Source organism: Lachnoanaerobaculum sp. Marseille-Q4761, from assembly GCF_017565785.1.
Classification (GTDB): Bacteria; Bacillota; Clostridia; order Lachnospirales; family Lachnospiraceae; genus Lachnoanaerobaculum.
In genome coordinates, this window is record NZ_JAGEKB010000001.1 from 521,899 (window position 1) to 540,627 (window position 18,729).

An 18,729-nucleotide genomic window follows, 5' to 3' on the forward strand; every position below is an offset into this window, starting at 1 on the left:
TTACTTTTTTAGTGCTTTACTTAGTGCATATTTAGATTTACCTGCTTTAGTTCTCCCATATATTCACCAAAGAGAAATAATAACTCTTTAGATGTATCTTTAAAGATATCCGTATCGATTACCGACTCTAAGGCTTTTTTCCAAAGAATTGAAATGATCTCTTCATATCCCTTTAAAGCAAACCTTATTCCTTCTTCTATCTCCGGCTCACTTAATAAATGTTTTCCTATACCCGCCATCATTTCTTCATGAATTTTACAGGAATCTTTTTTCATAAAATCCGGAATCCAATACCTGATACCTAAAGGTTTATCTATATACAAGCCCTCATCTGAGGCATATAGCATAAATTTATAGCTTTTTGTATAAAGACTCGTATTAAGGAAAAATAATACAAGATACTTAAGCTTATATATCCGCTTTTCCTCTATCACATTTGACAGTATGTTTTTTATTTCTTCAGATAAATCCTGTATATTATAATCTTTATACTCCCGAATTTTTTCGCTGAGCCATTTGTATCTGAAACTTTTAAAATATTCCTTTTTTTGCTTTTCCCTATTCATTTGTCTGCTTTCTTACCGGTTTTATATTTTGAAGTATGTCATTCACAGCTTTTTTCCATGTCCATGATAATGGCTCCCTACAATTAAACATAACCTGTACTGTTTCTCTACCTATCTTCCCCAGACCTGTTTTATGATATATTCTCTCATCTATTCCGGGTATAATAAAATCAAAGCAATACATTTTTACACAGCCTTCTTTCTCCAATTCATTATACTCTAAAAACTTTATCCCATTATGTGCTTTTGAAAGCAGATTTTTAAAATCAGTTACCAAAGTTTTTACTTCTGTATCTTCACTGACATTAAAAAGGCTAATGCTTAGATTTACATCTCCGGCAAGATTTGTTTTTATTATCTCAGGTCTAAAATTGGTAGGATATTTTATTTCTTTTATTTCATCCGGCATATCTATAAAAGATTCCGGAATATATATACTTAACAAGTCATCAAAGTACTGTTCTTTACTAAAAGTTTCTAGTCTACCTTCTATATAATACCCCGTATCCAAAGACATAGCTTCAGCTTCGGAGCTCCTTACTTTTAGAGGGATGATTTGCTTATCATAATAATTTTCTACCATTTAATCTATATATCTCACTTTCACATTCTCATAAAAATCGATCTTTTCCGCTATTTCTTTGCTCACAGTAACTTCTTTTACATTACCTGAGCCTAAGAGTATACTTTCACCTACATCATCCACAGACTTAGGTATATATACTCTCTTTAAATTTCTGCAATCTATAAGGCACAGCTTAGATATATATATCAGCCCTTCCGGAAACTCTACATCTTCTAATCCGTTGCAATGTCCTAGAGCGGACTCTCCAATTATTTTCAGTTCTTTTGAAAAAAATATTTCTCTTATCCTGGATTGAGAGAATGCTTTATTTGCTATACTGATTGTTCCGTCTTTTATGATAACCTTTCCTCTTTTTTTATCTACAAGTTCTATAAGATGATTCCCGATATATTTGCAACTATACTCATCCTCTTTTATGCTATTATAGTACTTTGTGTCATAAAAAGAATGTAAGCGCACAATAACATGATGCCTTGTATTCCATCAAAATCCATATGATAATAATATAAAATAAAAGTGCTCAAAATTAAAAGAGCACTTTAAGTTATAGTTTACACTCTTCCTGCACATCCATTGACCAGGGCATTAAATCTTCCAAAAGATCAGGATCAGACTGCCACTCAGTATCAGGCATGTACATGAGGAGATATTCCAGATATGTGTAGGCATTCAATCCATTTGCCTTTGCTGTTTCTACAATACTATAAACAATAGCACTTGCAGACGCGCCTTTTGAGGTGTCTGAAAATAGCCAATTCTTACGACCTACCGTAAATGGACGAATTGCATTTTCAGCAGTATTATTTGAAATAGCACATCTTCCATCAAGTAAATAATTCTCAAGATATGGGCGTTGATTCTTTGCATAGATGATTGCTTTTCCAAGGGCTGAACCTTTCAAAGCTGTTATAGAATCAATCCAACTCCAAAAAGCCTCAAGAACAGGTTTTTCCAGTTCCGGACGCTTATAATATCTTTCTTTGTATGTTAAGTTTTTTAGGCTGTCTTCAATATAAAACAACCTATTACAATAATCCCTTCCGATCTCTGCATGAGTAAGAGGTGCATCCTTTACTTTTTGAGAAGGAATTGCTTCTATAAACTTTCTCCTAAGATGTGCCCAGCATCCGCACCTGGTTATATCAGAAAGTTTATTGTAACCGGAATAACCATCACAATGAACATATCCCCTAAAATCTTTGAGAAATTTCACCGCATGATCACCATTTCTTGAAGGCTGATAGTCATAAATGATAATGGATGGTTTGCCATCATTTCCTGTTTTATATAGCCACATATAAGACTTTGCCTGCGGTGCTTTGCCTTCTTCTTTAAGCACCTGTACCGGGGTTTCATCACAGTGTAGGATATCACGCTCCAACAATCTTTTATGCAGATATTCCACTATTGGTTTTAGATAATCCTCACTACAACGGATTATCCAGTTTGCCATAGTTGAACGTGTTAAAGATATTCCCAATTGCTCCCAGTCTTTTTCCTGTCGATAAAGTGGCATACCATTTACATACTTTTTATACATAACATTGGCTACTGAACTTGGAGAAGCCAATGAATGATTCATAAGTGATGAAGGAGTATGTGCCTTCACTATATAAGGATGAGTTGTGTGTTTACATTTTGGGCATTCGTAAACCAACTGAATGTAACGAACAATTCTAAGTTTTGCAGGAATATACTCTAATTCTTCTCTTACTACCTTTTTACCAAGAACTTTAAGCTTTGTATTACACTGTTCACAGTATTGATCTTCCTCAACAAGACTACATAATACTTCACGAACAGGCAGATCTTTTAGAAGCTCATCCCTTTTTGTTTTGCAATTTTTACGTCTATAGCCTTTAACAGCTGTTTCAATTGGCTCAGATACTCTTGCATCTGCCTCCAGTTCTGCCTCATTGAATAAAGAAAGTTGACCTTCAAACTGCTTTTTAGAAGTCTTCTCACTTGAAGAAGCAAACTTCTCCTTTCGAAGCAATGAAAGCATTTCAGTAAGGTTTTTTATTTGATTTTGAAGGTCTTTTATGGTGTTTTCAAGGTGCTCTATATAGGCATCTTTATTTTGCATTTTTGTATATTCCTTACTATTTTGATGATATAATTATACTACAAAAAGTGACACACATCCAGTGAAAATAAGGCTATATAACGATTTCATTTAGCAGAAAGCTCCCTTTTTAGCAGGAAGGATTGATGACTTTTGCTCAATTGCAAGTCCCTCCATCAGCCAGCGAAATTGTTGCCATGAAATTACTTTTAAATCACTTTCATTGCGTGGCCAGCGAAAACTGCCATTCTCCAAACGCTTATATAGCAGTACAAAGCCATCTTTTTCCCAAAGTAGTGCTTTTATGCGATTGCATCTTTTTCCGCAAAAAAGGAACAATGCTGATTGAAAAGGGTCCATTTTAAACTGCTGTAAAATTATAGCGGCAAGTCCGTCAATAGATTTTCGCATATCTGTATATCCACAGGCTATATAGATATTTTTAGCAACACTGATATCGCCTAACATACGCTTTTGAGTGCTGACAACACTGTTTGTATGGTTTGCAGACATGTTCCTTCATAAATTTCGACAGTAGCATTTTGTAAATGAATAATAACTCCGGCATTTGTAGACGGTAAAGGTGAAGTGATTTCTATCTTTTTGAAAGTTGTAGGATTTTCCAAAGATTCTGAGGGGATAGAAATAGTCTCACATAACTGCTCACGAAGACGCTTTAAGTTTCTGTAATATGTTTGCTCACATATACCATTTACTTTACACCAGGCTGCTACAGTCATTTTACTGGACTGACAGTCATTAATAAGTGCTTTCCATTGCTCTTGTTTTAAATGCCTTTTTACTTTTGTTACTTGATCCATAATTACCTCCGACTTGCATTACTATACAGTACTATACTTCACTATAACTAAATAGTACTATACACTTGTTGGTAACTATTATCTCATTATTTATAACTGAATATAAGGCATTATATTATAAGGCGCTTACAAAAGAATTTCCTATATAGAGCGGTTCCCCCTCAAACTCTACATTTTCTAAGTTTATACATAAACTAAATGCACCATCATCTATTTGCTTTACAGTCTTTGGAATAACAGTCTTTTTTATTAAAGTACAACCTTTAAATGCTTCTTTACCTATATATTCAAGTCCTTGAGGCAGTTCTATATGCTGAAATTTCTCACAATTTTCAAAAGCATTATTATATATATGAGTAATATGTTCAGGTATTGATATATTTTCCAAACTTTTACAATTGGAAAATGCTGATGAACCGATATATCTCACAGTTTCCGGTATTGCTATATTATAAAGCTTACTGCACCCTGAGAAAGCATACTCTCCTATACTCTTTAATCTATCTGATAAAACAACACTTTTTAGTTCATCATTTCCCATAAATGCACCGCCTGCAATTACAGTAATCTCGGTTGGAATCAAAGCCTCTTCCTTATTATAAGTTGCCTGAAATAATATATGTTTATAATATTTTAATCCCTCTGAATCTACAGGAAGTTTTTTATACCATTCTGTACCTTCAAAGCAATATGCTCCTACCCGGCTGATACTGTCAGGTATATTTATTTCGCTAAGTTTAGTACACTCTCCAAAAGCATTATACCCAAGCCATTCAACAGAATCACTTAAGTATATAGATGATAGACTTGTGCATCCATTAAATGCTGCATCATCTATATACTTTAAATTATTTGGTAAAACCACTTCTCTCAACGCTTTACAACCTGAAAATACATAATCCTCTATATGACTTAAAGTGTCGGGAAGTTTTACAACCTCCAAATTTTCACATCCCATAAATGCACCCATTTCAATATCTGTAATATTTTGTGGGAACTCTATATTATTTAAGTTTTTACATTCAGAAAATGTCATCGCTTTTATCTTTTTAAGTGATTGTGGCAATGATATTTCTTTTAAATCAGTACATCCGCTAAATGCTGATTCCCCGATATATTTTACATTTTCAGGAATTCTTATTACTTCCAAACTTGTACAACCATTAAATGCATCTCTGTCTATTTGTTCCAAACTTTCCGGCAAATTTATCTCTTTTAAGTTTTTACAACCTATAAACGCTCTTCGATGTATTATTCTTACACTTTCCGGAATATATACTTTCTCTATACTCTTACAACCTGAAAAAGCATCATTCATGATTTCCGTTGTACCTTCAGGTATGTATACAGTCAAGTTTCTTATATTTTTATCTACTAACCCCGCTTTATATTCAATAACTTTATTATCCCTTAAAACTAAATGCCATCTAAAGTTTAAAGCTATATATAATATAAAAACAACAATTATTCCAACTATAATTATCCACAAAATTTTATATTTTGGTTTCATATATACATCCCTCAATTCAGCTTGTAGATATAACCTTGACCCCTTTATATTCTTGACTTATATATAATCTCCTTAATAAAACACAAGTTTAGGAGTCTTAATCCCATCCGTCTCAATCCAGTGATATTCTCCCCTTAATCTCTCAGGCAACTCTATTACCTTTAATGAATAACATTCTCTGATAGCGTATGAATCCAGATATTCCACATTTTCCGGTATTTTTATTTTAGTGAAAGAACAACCCCCAAAAGAATATGCATTTATTGCTTCTAAGCTGTTAGGTAAATCCATATTTTCTATTTTTTCACATCCAACAAATGTAAAATAATTGATTTCTTTTAATTTGATACTTTCTTCAAAATCTACTTTTTTTAAATTTGAACATAGAAAAAATGCTTTAAAGTCAATGTTTTCTACACTTTTAGGAATATATACCTCTTCAATATCCTTTCTATTTTCAAAAGCTTGTGCACCAATCATTCGGGTTCCTGCTTTAATACGGATTATTGAACTTCCGTTATTTTCAGAAGACAAAAGTATATTATCTACATACTTACATCCATATTCATCCGGTTTTATATTGTTTAAGTACTTTGTATTTTCAAAACTGTAACCGGCAATCCTCTCTATTCCTGATGGTAAATTAATACCTGACAAGTCCCTACAATTATTAAATGCTCCATATCCTATTTCAGTTATACTTTCAGGCAATTTAACCTCCTCTACGCCAGCCCCAGCAAATGAATTTTCTCCTATTTTTTTCAATCCTTCTTTAATATCTATCTTTTTCAATGCCTCACAATTCTCAAAGCAGTTATCCCCAATTTCAATTATTCCTTCAGGCAGTTCTATCTCTTTCAATCTGTAATTATTTATAAATGCGGCATTTGCAATTATCTTTGTTGAATCTTTAACTATAATCGTATCATTTACACCTTTATTATATAAAAGAACTTTTCCAAGGTATACAGATCCGTATTCGTCAGCTACACTGTTTTCAAAGACTTCAGTGCCATCAAATACATTTCCCCCTACACATTCAATCCCTTCAGGCATATTCACTTTAGATAAGCTGCTGCAATTAAAAAAGGCAGCACTCCCAATCTTTTTTAAGCTGTCCGGCAAATATATACTTTTTAGACTTATACAATTATAAAATGCTATTTCTTCTATTTCCGTTGTATTATTTGATAATTGTATATTTTCTAAAGAAATACATTCTCCAAATGTACCTTTCTCTATTATTTCGACTCCATTTGGAAGTTTTACATCAGTCAATGATTTGCAATTTGAGAAAGCATCTTTTCTTATTACCTCCAATCTTTCAGGTAAATTGATATTTTTTAAATTTTGGCAATCATAAAAAGCTCCCATTCTAATCTCTTTAATGCTGTCGGGTAATATAACACTCTCTAATTTTGTACAGTGTGCTAAAGCAAAGATTCCAATTCCTGTCACATTATCAGGTATCTCTATTACTTTCAAATCTTCTTTTTTTTCTATAATTCCGCTTTTTACACCCATAAAGACATTGTTTTTAATTATTACCTTACACTTCAAATTTGATAATATAGCATAAAGGATAAGGCAAAGTAAAAATATTATAAATATATATTTATATTTTTTAAAAATTTTAGCCATATAATATACTCCTATAATATGTTTCCCATATACAGTTTGGGCTCTACTCCGGCATTTAATAATGTATGTTTTATTTTTTCTAAAGTACTTTAACTTTATTTCACTCAATATTACTATTCATAATACTCTACACTAACAGTATCATCATACTTCAAGTCTGCCTTCTATATAGTACCCCGTATCCAAAGACATAGCTTCAGCTTCGGAGTTGTTTACTTTTAGAGGGATGATTTGCTTATCGTAATAATTTGCTGCCATTTAATCTATATATCTCACTTTCTTATCGCTGATATACCAAAATTTATCTGCAACTTCCTTCGTCATAACAACTTCCTTTAATCTGTCACAGCCTACAAAGGACATTGCTCCTATTTCCTTTACACTTTCAGGGATATAAATATATTCTAATTTGTCGCAAAATTGAAATTCATAATCTCCTATGTATATCAAACTCTTAGGTAATTCAACTCTTCTTAAGTTTTTACAAAACGAAAAGGCAAAATCTCCAATATATTTTAATTCCTCCGGAAATATCACTTTTTCAAAAGTTCCCTCCGAAAAGGCTCCATTAGCTATACTAACTGTTCCTTCCTTTATAATAATCTCCTTTTTCCCTTTATCCACAAAACCTACAATGTGATTTTGTACATATTTACAGCCATATTGATCTTCTTCAATATTGTCATAATATTTTGTCTCATAAAACGAACTCCCTATATACTCAGGATTACCTTCAAATTTTATATCCTCTAAATTTGTACATCCTCCAAAAGCTCCTTTTTCTATTCGTTTTACATTTTTGGGAATTATTATTTTTTTTAGAGAACTGCAACCTTCAAATGTGTTTTCTCTAATGTATTCTAATTCCTTTGGCAACTCTATTTCAGATAAATTTTCACACCTATAAAATGCACTCTCACCTATTTCTTTTACAGGCTCCGGTATCATAATACTCTTCAAGTTTTTACAATTATCAAATGCCGATCTCCCTATCCAATTCACACCGTAAGGTATTTCTATACTTTTAAGATTAATGCAATTTTGAAAAGCATATTCTTCTATACACTTTATATTATTTGGTAAAATAATACTTTCCAGCTTTTCAAAGTCTTGAAATACACCTCCGACTATAAAGTTTATATTTTGGTTAATTACCAGATTTTCCTGTATATCTGTTGCCTCTAATAAAATATCTCTATAAATTTTTAATCCGTCTTCATTTACAGGTATATTTTCAATCCACTTGGTTTCTGAAAAGCATTTAAAGCCAAACTTTTCTACACTGTCAGGTATATTCAGTATTTCCAAATTATGACATTTGCTTGTGGCACCATTTCCTATTTCTGTGACTCCCTCAGGTATATCTATTTCTTTTAACGAATAGCAACCGCACAAAGTTTCTGCCTCTATATTTGTAAGATTTTTAGACAACTTTATGTTCTCCAACTCTCCACAATATTCAAAAGCACAAGCACCAACCTGTGTTACAGAATCCGGCATAATTACATCCTTGAGCTTTGTTCTTGAAAAACTAAATTCACCTATATTTTTAAGTGAGTCCGGAAATACTATACCTTCTAAACTTTTACAATTATAAAATGCATAATCTCCCACCTGCTCCAAATTATCTGTTAAATCTACAACTTTTAACTCTTCACAATTTTCAAACGCTTTATTTCCTATTCTCTTTATAGATGAAGATAAATTCATGTACTCAAGGTTTTTACATTCGGAAAATGTACTGTCTTTAATATCTTCTACCGATTGTGGTAATTTAACTGATTTTAAAGCAGTATTTGAAAAGCTGGATTTACCTATACTTTTAAGTGAAGATGGAAATTCTATTATGTCTAAGTCTTTACATTCAAAGAAAGCATAATCACCTATCTGTTCCAACTTATCAGGTAAATTTATACTGTATAAACTTGTGCAGTTATAAAAAGCTCCGTTCTTTATTATTTCTAAAGAGCCGATTATATTAACTTCCTTCAAGTTACTACAATTTATAAATGCAAACTCACCTATTTTTTTCACTCCTGAAGGTATAATTATTTTATCGATTAAATCATTATTTTCAAAAGCATGGTTGCCGATTTCCGTAACATCTTCAGGTATTGTTATATCTATTTCCTTTTTTACTCTCTCTATTATCCCCACTCTATATCTAAGTACAACACCTTTTTTTATTACCAAGTGGCCTCTTAAATTCATTAATATTGATAACATAATAAACAGTGTTATAAATACAATAAAGACAATTTTAGCTTTTTTATTCTTTACATTTTTTCTCGGCATTGAATCCCCCTCCAAAAACACTTTATTGCACTAGTTATTCATTTTACCTATAATTTCATGTTCTATAAACTTGTTCATCTCACCCATATTAATAAATTTCTCATCTTGACTATAATATATACCCTCAAAATTTCCCCAATGATATTTTTCTCCCTCTAACCTGTTCGGGGTACCATATTCAGAAACTTCAGTGCTAACTTCTGCATCCATATCGTATTCCTTAACCAAACCATCAGGATTTCCATACATTGTAATTTTTATCATATCTACAACATTATTATTATTAATATAAGGCTTAAGCTGAGTAGTTAGCTCTTTTATCTCTGATATCCCTATCCATCCAAATGTCAAATCTAATGCAGTAATACAAACACCCGCAAATGTATCAAATATTCCTATCCCTGTTTCTACAACGGTTTTTGAGGTTGATATAGCTGTATCTCTATCATCATTTTTTATTTCATGTCCTAAATAAATTCCCGCAAAATAATTATAAAAAGGTTCTATATAAGGTTTTCGTAAATAAACTACGGCTCGCTTAAGTACAACTCCACCAGTATTTTTTTTATACCAACTAGTACATATATCACTCTCTCTCCATACGGCCATCATTATATTTTTATCAATGAAAATCTCCTGATTCCCAATTAACTTGCATGCAAACCCATCTCTTCCCGGACAATCTACTTCAAAATAATAATCTTTTCCACCATAAAGAATTATATCTATCCAATGGGACCAATAATGTGAACCGGATACATATCCATAAGTATTTTCATTTATCTTACGTACATCATCAGGAAATTTCATTTCTTTATTTCCTGCATGACTTTTTATCTCATATGCACCTATATACTTCATTTTCCCCCAACTTTTTTCATAAACAAATATGGTTCCGAGACTATCATCACTTTTAATATCATAAAATTCTATACCGAAGTTATATAAGCCTGAATTCTTAACCTTTACATGACCTACAAAGTCTTTTTTGTCACTTTTGCGACTCCAATTTTTCTTTTCATCTTCAACTATTTCTACAGCATATTTTACTTTTACATTATCATAGCTTGGTGAAGTTTGCCCTGATGTCTTAAATGAAACTAAACCACCCTTATTACATGTGGCTAAAGAGTCCTCCATAACGGCATAACTTTCCTCACCAACTGCGGTATCAAATATTTTCATGTTTGAATTATCGGTAGCCCACCACTTTCCAAGTTTAGGGTCACATTTACAAGGCTTACTCCTATTTTTATTACACATTCCAAAGCTTTTTATATTATCAGTAGTACTGTCATTTTCTGTGATTAAAGGTCTTCCATCTGAAGTGTGTGCTCCATGATCATCTTTCAAATTTAATACGCATGTTTTGCTTCCATAGCTACATGAAACCTCTGCACCTCTTACCACATATTCATATCCACCATATCCCTTCATTTCCTGATGCTCATACATTTTCTGTATATCGTTCGCCACTTTGCACCCCTTTCTTCGGATTTGTACTCCATTACTGCTACAGAATTTTACTCACTTATATACACGATTTCTTCTTTACTGTTTAATCTTATATTTCTTGCCTTTATGGTCAATTTATCTGCTGCACTTATGTTCACATCTCCATTACCTGTAAGCTTGAATCTTCTGTCATTCATGGTAAGTATATCATCTGCAATGAAGCTTATTCCTTCTTTTGAGAAATTAAGACTTTTCTTTCCAACTTCAAATTGCTTTTTATTTTCATCACTACCTTTACTGCCGAAGGTTCGTACTACATACATATCTCCTGTTCCCATACCTGATATATAAAGTTGTGCTCTCTCTCCTACATCAGGTACCGCATATAATGCATTTCCGGTCTCAGGATACCACTCAAATCCATAATCCGGCTCTTTTTTGTCTATATCAAGTCTTAAGTATACTTTTCCATCCTTATATTTCTTAATTTTCCCCATAAGGCTCAAACCTGTTATATTTTCATTTTCAAGCGGATATATCATATCGTCTATATATGACCTTTCAACTCCTTGAAAATTAAATATAAGCTCACCTTTTGTAAACTCCACCTCTTTTTTATATAAAGTTAAAATCTTATTATCTAACGCTATGTTATCACCTATATCATAAGAGTTGTATGTCCTTAGCCTATACTCTATCCGACTTGTATTCTCCTTTTTCTTGATCAGATCTCTGCTCTCAATTATAATACCTCCGGGCTCAATCATATGTCCTGTATGTATGCCCATATGAATATATGGCTTATCATATTCCATACCCGGATACAGAAAAGTTTTTATGTGGGATGCCATCCTAACTGCAAATGCCCAGGCACTCTCCTTATAGCAAAGTACAGGCCTTTCAATTTCCTTATCCTTTATATTGTAGTTATTGATATTTCCTGAGTATCTTCTAACCACATCACATGCAAGGTCACTATAAGTTTTTTCTATATTTTGAAATAATTCTGTATGCTCTTTATTGTCTAATTTTTTACTGTATGAATATGCTTTAAGTTCAAAATAATGTACATCGGCGGATGAATGAATGCTTATTTCTTCCACAAATCCTCTAAATACAGTGTTTCCTTTGTATTTTATATGGATATCCATATCCTTTTTGTCTGTAAGAATTGTTTCTCCGGGTTTTTCCTCCAACACCCCGTTAATATTACAGCAGGTATGCATGTTTGGAACAGTTTTTATAACAAAATTTTCAACCAGATAAATAGGTAATGCTATTTCTATTTCTAAATTTTCTATAATCAGCATAAAAAATCCCTTTCTGTTCACATCAAAAGCACATTTTTTTCAGCTTATATGAATACCTTCACCACTCACAGTTATTCCGTCTTTTAATATTATTTGTGTATCATCTTGTAAAAGCATAATCCTTTTACCTGCCACCATGGATATATTTGAATCCTCACTGCTTATCTCAACAGTGTCTTTTGCTTTTATCAAAATACTTCCACTGCTTACTATCTTGACTCCTGTACTGTCATTTAGTTCAATATAATCTCCCGTATCGCTTTTTATGGTTATACCTTCCGGTGTCAGTCTTATTTCTTTTCCGTATTTATTTCGCCAAATCTTATTTTCAGGATCGATTCGTATTCCATCGCCCTCATTTTCATGTACCGCACTGCAAACATAGGCTTTTTCTTCATTTTCTGTGGGAAAATACAGTCTTACGCTGTCTCCCTTTTCCGGCATACAATACCACCCCGCTCCGTCACTTGAAGAATATACAGTGGAAAAATCAAACCATCTTTCTATTTCTTCATCCTTATTTTCTATATCCTCTATTGCTATCTTAACCTTTTCTTTTTCTACATTTGTAACTTTAGCGTAAAGTGATGCTCCTATTATTTTTAAATCATACTTGCTTTCTTTTTTTACTATATAGTCTATATCCTGTGTTAAATAATATGTATGGTAAAGTTCACTTCCCTCTGTTTTAGATACAATTTTTATTATTCGGTAGTCCCTTCTGTTAAAGCTTACTCTGTCTCCTAAACAATGGATTTCCCTTGATTTGACTTCATAAACTGTATATTCTTTATTTACAACAATACGCACATCACCAGAAGTTAAAACCTTGCTTTCTCTTTTTGGCATACCGAAAAAATACTTTACTCCTTCACTCTGATAATCCGGCATTACCACTGTCTGCTTTAAAGCTGCAATCCTTTTTATAAAGTTCCAGTCATTTTCTTCATACTGTACCAAAAATCCGGGCAATACTCCCTTTCCGTCTTCTCCTGTTATATAGTATGACTCTTCATATCCTTCTTTTAATGCATTAAGTATATCAGCATATTCTCCGGTACCCTTAGAAAATCCTCTTGTATGTACTTTTTCTTCCATTAAAGAACTTCCTGTGATCAATTCCAATTCAACAAGGAAACTTCCACTTTCTTTAAAAAAACATATCTTTTCTAGCAGTCCATAAAATATCGTACTCTCTTTATCTGTTTCATCAAGGGCATTAACCCTTACCCATCTTGTATTTTTAGCAATATTGACATACTCTTCTTCTCTTTTTTCTTCTATTATGGCTCTTATTATTGCTCTGCCATGCTTGCCCACCTCATGTTTTGCTTCATAACTTGTTACCGCAAGTACATCAAAAATATCAAGTTTTATAAGGTTTTCTCTCATACGCTCTCCTCCACTTCCACAAACTCTATTCCCTTAACATCTCTTCTTATTAAACTTTCTGCAAAATCAAGATTTACAATAAATCTTATCTTTTTATTCTCTTCCCTGACAGCTTTAAATAAATTATTGAAATCAGTGTTTAGCAAATTTTTTGTATAAAGCAAATAATAGCTTTGCATCTCTCTACTCTCTTTATCTATCAGCATAACTCTTTTTACAAAGATTTCTATATCAAAAAGAAGCAATACCTCTCTAAATCTTTCTGAAATAAGAGGATATACACTCATCATCAAATCAGGAAATATAAAATTCTTTGTTTTTTCTATTTCAAGAACAAACTCTCTTGGCATTTCATAAAATCTTTCATTAAGAGCATCTATATTACTTGGAATATTCTCTAAAGTATATATTCGTATCCCTCTTGTATTTTCAAGATTTTCTTTTATATAAAAATATGGCAAGTTTCCTTTCATAGTTTCTCCATAATTACCCTTTTGTTTATATTCATGTCATCTTTCAACACATACACAAATATTTTTTATGAAAATAATACTACTCTAATTATAACAAATTCTGCACTATTTTTTATTATATTTTAATAATATATGTCATATAGATTTTCTATAAACAACATATTATTATTAGTTTTTATACAATAAAAGCACAATAAAAACTTGTGTTTTTATCATGCTCTAAAATTTGTCTTTATTCAACCTTTATTGACTTTATTATTTCAAAAGCTGCTCTTTTCCACTCATCCATATCATTATACTTACAGTTAAATGCTCCCTGAATAATATATTTATCTATACTAATTAAATATATTATGTTATAAGCAGCTTCATCAATTCCATAGCTTTTAAACTGCATTAAGCTTATACTGTTCCCTGCAGTACTTTCAATTGTTTTGTCTTCAAAAAAGATATATGCGGGATTCATGTTTTTTATCATTGTTTTTAACATATTTATGGCATAACTCATATCCTTTTCACCTGATGAAGTTACTAATAAATTAAACGAAAAATTCACGCTCCCATCAAGACTTGTATATATAACATCCGGTTTTTTTTCAGATATATACTTAGTACTTATAAGTTCAGGTAACATAATTACAAATTCATTTGGCATCATTACAGATAATTTGTCTTCAAACATCAACACTTTATGAAATAAAGTAAGAGAATTTTGTATATATAAACCTTCTTCTATATTACCGTACTCTTCCCTCCTCTTTACATGCATTGCACTTATTACATCTTCATCAAAGTATTCCATGTCTATATCCTCCTATTATCGTTTTATTACTGTTATCTCATCATTTGATTCAAGCGAAATCATCTGTGCCTCTATCTTTATTTTCCCTTTTGCATTTATATAAAAATTTTCAGTACTTCCAAAGTTTGTTAATGCTGATGAAAAACTTAACATGCTTAACCCACCACATTTAATATAATTTTCATCAACCGACATTTCCTTTTTATCCTCTGTTGTAAGCCCTCTATTACTCTTTTTAAGATAATCTATGATATCAGAGGCAAAAATAATCTTACTTTCTTCACTGTCTCCAAAATATAACTGCACTCTACTATCTATTTCGGGCATACAATACATAACATTTCCTGTAATTGGCATCCATACAAATGGAAAAACACTGTCTGAACAGTCAATATCACTTTTAACATAGATATGCTCTTCTTTTACATCTACAACTTTTCCACTAACTACAAGACCCGTAATATTTTCATTAAATTTTGGTATTGATTTTATATATTGTTTATCACAAATTTTATATGTAAAAACCAAGTACCCTTCTCTTGTCTCAACTTTTTTCTCTTTTATATAAAAGATTTTGCCCATAAACTCCGCCTTACTTCCAAGTTCGTAATCATTATAGTCCGATACTGTATAGTATATATCCCCGCAAGGCATATTATGGTCTGCTTTTGATAAATCATTTTTTTCGGAAATATCTATTTCAAAACCTGATTCATAATGATCCGGATGGAAATGTACCATATCTTCACTATATGGCATCCCATAATAAAACGCTGTTAATCCCAATTTATAATCAGCCACAAGCACTTCTCCAAAGTTACTTGCAATTCTCTTTATAAACTCCCAGTCTGTTTCCTTATATTGTAAAAACAATTTTCCCAGTTTTTTAATTTCCGTATTATAAATCACCTTTGTCTCAATTTTAGAAGATACCTTTTCGACAATAGACTTTATATTATCTTCCTTATTTTGAAACAGTCTGTCATTTTTTTCTTTATCAAGCAACAAACTTTTGCTAAATGCTTCTATGTAGCATAAGCAGACACCTAAATCATTACTGAAACTAAAACTTTCTACTATCCCTTTAAACAAAACCTTGGTTTTATTATCAGCTATGTCAGTATATTCTACTCTTATGTCGGAGCCTTTTATCTTGTTTATTATATTTTTAATTTGATTAATAAAACTATGACCGATAATAACCTGTAGTTTTACATGTGCATGACTACATGGCTTTATAGTAAAATAAACACCAACTATACTTTCTACTTCCAATAAACTATGTACTTTTACACTTCCTAAGTCAATCATTTTAAAATGCTCCTTTACAAGTATTTTATAAACTACTCAATCTCCAAAGTCTGTAGACAAATTCCTTTCATACCTCGTTTTAATAGGCTTTCTACAAAATCAAGCCTTGCCACGGTACACATTCCGTCAACATTCGGTATCTTAAATAAAGCTGTATCCGGTATGTTTTTCCCTATAAGTATTCCCTTATCTATATATCTCCCTCGTATGAATGTCGTTCTATCTGATAAACAATCTATTCTTTTAAGAATCGGAATAATATACTCATATACTTCATTACTGTTTTCCTCCATTAGGATAACTCTTTTTATTACTGTTGCCGGCTCATAGAGTTTAAATATCTCATATGCCTCATCCGACAGCATAAATATTCCCCGATCCATTATATCCGGATATTTAACCTGCTCATCAAAAGAGTTCCTTATATTAACCAAAGATATCCCTGCTTGCTTATAGCTTTCTCCTTCTTCAAGATATTCTTCTTTTATGCTCTTTCTCACATCAATCATTAAAGGTACCGGCTCATAACTTTCGTCAGTACCTATCAGAAAATATCTTTCACTCATACAATATTCCCACTAAAAAAGTGTTCTCCTCTCTCCATGTACAAGCCATATACTATGCTTATATTATCTAAAACAGACTTATTTTTCTTATTAATACGTTCAACAAAGCTCTCTATTAATTCTTTCCATACTCTCCTTCCGGTCATCAAGTATTTAAGACTATATCGATACTTTATATCCTTTTTTTGCCAATCTGTAAATTCTTGAACCTGCATATCACCAAGTATATATTTATCTATCGTAGCAAAATCCTCTGTTATATACCTTTTCATTAAAGGAAGTTCCTTGTATATACTTCTATTTAGATTACTCAAGTATAAATCTTTTCCATATACTCCAAGTCTATATTCATATGACTTTGTAACAAAGCTGCTGTAGAGAGGTGAAATTACAATATATTCGGCACTTTTTTCTTCCAAAAACTCTTCCAATTCCTTAAAAATCCATTGTTCATACTCATCTTTTTTCATATGAAGCTCTTTTAAAAACTCTTCACTTCTTTCAAAAAATAACTGATTTTGCATACTTTCAATATCCATTATTACCTTACCCTTCTTAAAATACTGTATTTTACTCCAACTTCTCAAATAGATCAAACAAGCTAAGTCTTCCTGAATCCTTCAATATTTTCTCTTCTCCATTATCTGATACATATGTTATTTTACCATTATGTCCCGATCCATCTAATCCGACCACAGAAAGAGCATATAAATAATATTCACCGTTTTTTGTTATTTTATGCATATAAGTTAACAGTTCCTCCAAATTACTTATATCTTTGAACTCCTCCATTCCCTCTCCCTCAGATATAGTCTTTGGTGGGATAGGAATTCCTGCTCCGTTCTCTCCACTTATCCTTATATGTTTCATATTATTGTTGAAATTCTTAATATATTTAAGAGTATTTTCATTTTCTATGATTTTATAGCTGTAAAGGCTCTGTTTCTCTCCTGATATATAATCTGCAATATCTTGAGTAACTATATCAATCAAACTTGTATTGTTTCCCTTTATAACCCAAGTATTTCCTTTATTGTTGCTACATTCCAAATCCATTCCCAGTGTATCTGCCAAAATTACCACAGTGGATATTTCATTATAATATTTAAGTGCATTATCTCTTCTTCTTTCATCCACATATTCCTTACCATATATTGCTATAAACACTAATGTCAATATACTTGTAATTACTAGGATTATCTTAAGTTTATTTTTCTCAACCGCATTCATATATTCTCCTTAGTCAAAATATCTACATAATATTTTAACCAAAACTGTTTTAATACTTTTTTGGTTAGAGCTCCCAAATACAATACCCCATATTCATCTATATTTTATCTTCTCCATTATCTGATATATATGTTATCTTACCATTAAATCCCCATCTATCTAATCCAACCACAGAAAGAGCATATAAATAATATTCACCGTTTTTCGTTATTTTATTCATATAAGTTACCGGTTCCTACAAATTACTTATATCTTTGAACTCCTCCATTCCCTCTCCCTCCAATATAAGTTTTTGGTGCGATAGGAATTCCTGCTCCACTCTCCCCACTTATCCTTATATGCATTATATTGTCATTAAAATTATCTATATATTTCTGCATATTTTTATTTTATATAATTTTGTAGTTGTAAAGAATCTTTTTCTTCCTTGATATATATCTGTAATATCCTGCGTAACTATGTCATGCAAACTTGTGTTATCTCCATTCATGACCCAAGTATTCTCTTTATTATCACTGTATTCCAAGTCCATTCCCAGTGTATCTGCCAAAATTACCACATTGAATATTTCATTATAATATTTAAGTGCATTATCTCTTCTTTTTTCATTTAAATACACTCTACCAAATATTGCTATAAAAGCTAAAATTAATCCTGAAGCTAATATCGCAATTACTTTAAATTTCTTTTTTTTAAATTTATCCAT

Annotated in this window: 20 protein-coding genes; all 20 read right to left on the reverse strand. The window is 31.6% G+C overall.

From position 1 onward, the window contains the following. Positions 1-20 precede the first annotated feature (20 nt). Entirely contained in the window at positions 21-566 is a 546-nt protein-coding gene (locus tag J4O15_RS02430) for a hypothetical protein (RefSeq protein ID WP_208099560.1), read from the reverse strand. Continuing rightward, entirely contained in the window at positions 559-1,149 is a 591-nt protein-coding gene (locus J4O15_RS02435) for a hypothetical protein (RefSeq protein WP_208099561.1), read from the reverse strand. The genes J4O15_RS02430 and J4O15_RS02435 overlap by 8 nt, the downstream gene beginning before the upstream one ends. Beyond that, on the reverse strand, positions 1,150-1,611 hold the full coding sequence (locus tag J4O15_RS15840; protein ID WP_330638601.1) for a leucine-rich repeat domain-containing protein: 462 nt from the start codon (positions 1,609-1,611) through the stop codon (positions 1,150-1,152). It abuts the gene before it with no gap. Between the two features lie 85 nt (positions 1,612-1,696). Next, a complete protein-coding gene (gene tnpC / locus J4O15_RS02445) occupies positions 1,697-3,238 on the reverse strand; it encodes an IS66 family transposase (RefSeq protein WP_208099562.1) in 1,542 nt (513 codons plus the stop codon). A 90-nt stretch (positions 3,239-3,328) separates the two neighbouring features. Next, positions 3,329-3,730 carry an IS66 family insertion sequence element accessory protein TnpB gene (gene tnpB, locus J4O15_RS02450; protein ID WP_009219909.1) on the reverse strand — a complete coding sequence of 134 codons (402 nt, stop codon included), beginning with the start codon at positions 3,728-3,730 and terminating at the stop codon, positions 3,329-3,331. Next, positions 3,679-4,038 (reverse strand): IS66 family insertion sequence element accessory protein TnpA, encoded by a 360-nt coding sequence (gene tnpA / locus J4O15_RS02455; protein ID WP_009219910.1) that lies wholly within the window; start codon positions 4,036-4,038, stop codon positions 3,679-3,681. The genes tnpB and tnpA overlap by 52 nt, the downstream gene beginning before the upstream one ends. A gap of 115 nt (positions 4,039-4,153) precedes the next feature. Continuing rightward, positions 4,154-5,548: a leucine-rich repeat domain-containing protein gene (locus J4O15_RS02460; protein WP_243761940.1), complete on the reverse strand. Its 1,395-nt coding sequence runs from the start codon at positions 5,546-5,548 to the stop codon at positions 4,154-4,156. Between the two features lie 72 nt (positions 5,549-5,620). After that, positions 5,621-7,189 carry a leucine-rich repeat domain-containing protein gene (locus J4O15_RS02465; protein WP_208099563.1) on the reverse strand — a complete coding sequence of 523 codons (1,569 nt, stop codon included), beginning with the start codon at positions 7,187-7,189 and terminating at the stop codon, positions 5,621-5,623. 258 nt (positions 7,190-7,447) lie between these two features. Further along, on the reverse strand, positions 7,448-9,484 hold the full coding sequence (locus tag J4O15_RS02470) for a leucine-rich repeat domain-containing protein (RefSeq protein WP_208099564.1): 2,037 nt from the start codon (positions 9,482-9,484) through the stop codon (positions 7,448-7,450). Positions 9,485-9,514: 30 nt separating this feature from the next. Next, the gene (locus J4O15_RS02475; RefSeq protein WP_243761941.1) at positions 9,515-10,921 is read right to left on the reverse strand and encodes a DUF4280 domain-containing protein; all 1,407 of its coding nucleotides are present in this window, start codon (positions 10,919-10,921) and stop codon (positions 9,515-9,517) included. 86 nt (positions 10,922-11,007) lie between these two features. Continuing rightward, positions 11,008-12,249 carry a hypothetical protein gene (locus tag J4O15_RS02480; RefSeq protein WP_208099566.1) on the reverse strand — a complete coding sequence of 414 codons (1,242 nt, stop codon included), beginning with the start codon at positions 12,247-12,249 and terminating at the stop codon, positions 11,008-11,010. 39 nt (positions 12,250-12,288) lie between these two features. After that, positions 12,289-13,641: a hypothetical protein gene (locus J4O15_RS02485; RefSeq protein WP_208099567.1), complete on the reverse strand. Its 1,353-nt coding sequence runs from the start codon at positions 13,639-13,641 to the stop codon at positions 12,289-12,291. Beyond that, positions 13,638-14,114, reverse strand: a complete 477-nt coding sequence (locus J4O15_RS02490) for a hypothetical protein (protein ID WP_208099568.1) — start codon at positions 14,112-14,114, stop codon at positions 13,638-13,640. The genes J4O15_RS02485 and J4O15_RS02490 overlap by 4 nt, the downstream gene beginning before the upstream one ends. A 232-nt stretch (positions 14,115-14,346) precedes the next feature. Beyond that, positions 14,347-14,916: a hypothetical protein gene (locus J4O15_RS02495; RefSeq protein WP_208099569.1), complete on the reverse strand. Its 570-nt coding sequence runs from the start codon at positions 14,914-14,916 to the stop codon at positions 14,347-14,349. A gap of 15 nt (positions 14,917-14,931) precedes the next feature. Continuing rightward, positions 14,932-16,227, reverse strand: a complete 1,296-nt coding sequence (locus J4O15_RS02500) for a hypothetical protein (protein ID WP_208099570.1) — start codon at positions 16,225-16,227, stop codon at positions 14,932-14,934. 32 nt (positions 16,228-16,259) lie between these two features. After that, positions 16,260-16,793: a hypothetical protein gene (locus J4O15_RS02505; RefSeq protein ID WP_208099571.1), complete on the reverse strand. Its 534-nt coding sequence runs from the start codon at positions 16,791-16,793 to the stop codon at positions 16,260-16,262. Next, complete coding sequence (locus tag J4O15_RS02510; RefSeq protein WP_208099572.1) at positions 16,790-17,332, reverse strand: hypothetical protein; 543 nt, start codon at positions 17,330-17,332, stop codon at positions 16,790-16,792. Before J4O15_RS02510 ends, J4O15_RS02505 begins: the two co-directional genes overlap by 4 nt. A 31-nt stretch (positions 17,333-17,363) precedes the next feature. Further along, positions 17,364-18,023 (reverse strand): hypothetical protein, encoded by a 660-nt coding sequence (locus J4O15_RS02515; RefSeq protein WP_208099573.1) that lies wholly within the window; start codon positions 18,021-18,023, stop codon positions 17,364-17,366. 97 nt (positions 18,024-18,120) lie between these two features. Beyond that, positions 18,121-18,243 carry a hypothetical protein gene (locus J4O15_RS16525; protein ID WP_330638602.1) on the reverse strand — a complete coding sequence of 41 codons (123 nt, stop codon included), beginning with the start codon at positions 18,241-18,243 and terminating at the stop codon, positions 18,121-18,123. Positions 18,244-18,387: 144 nt separating this feature from the next. Beyond that, positions 18,388-18,729, reverse strand: a complete 342-nt coding sequence (locus tag J4O15_RS16530; protein ID WP_330638603.1) for a hypothetical protein — start codon at positions 18,727-18,729, stop codon at positions 18,388-18,390.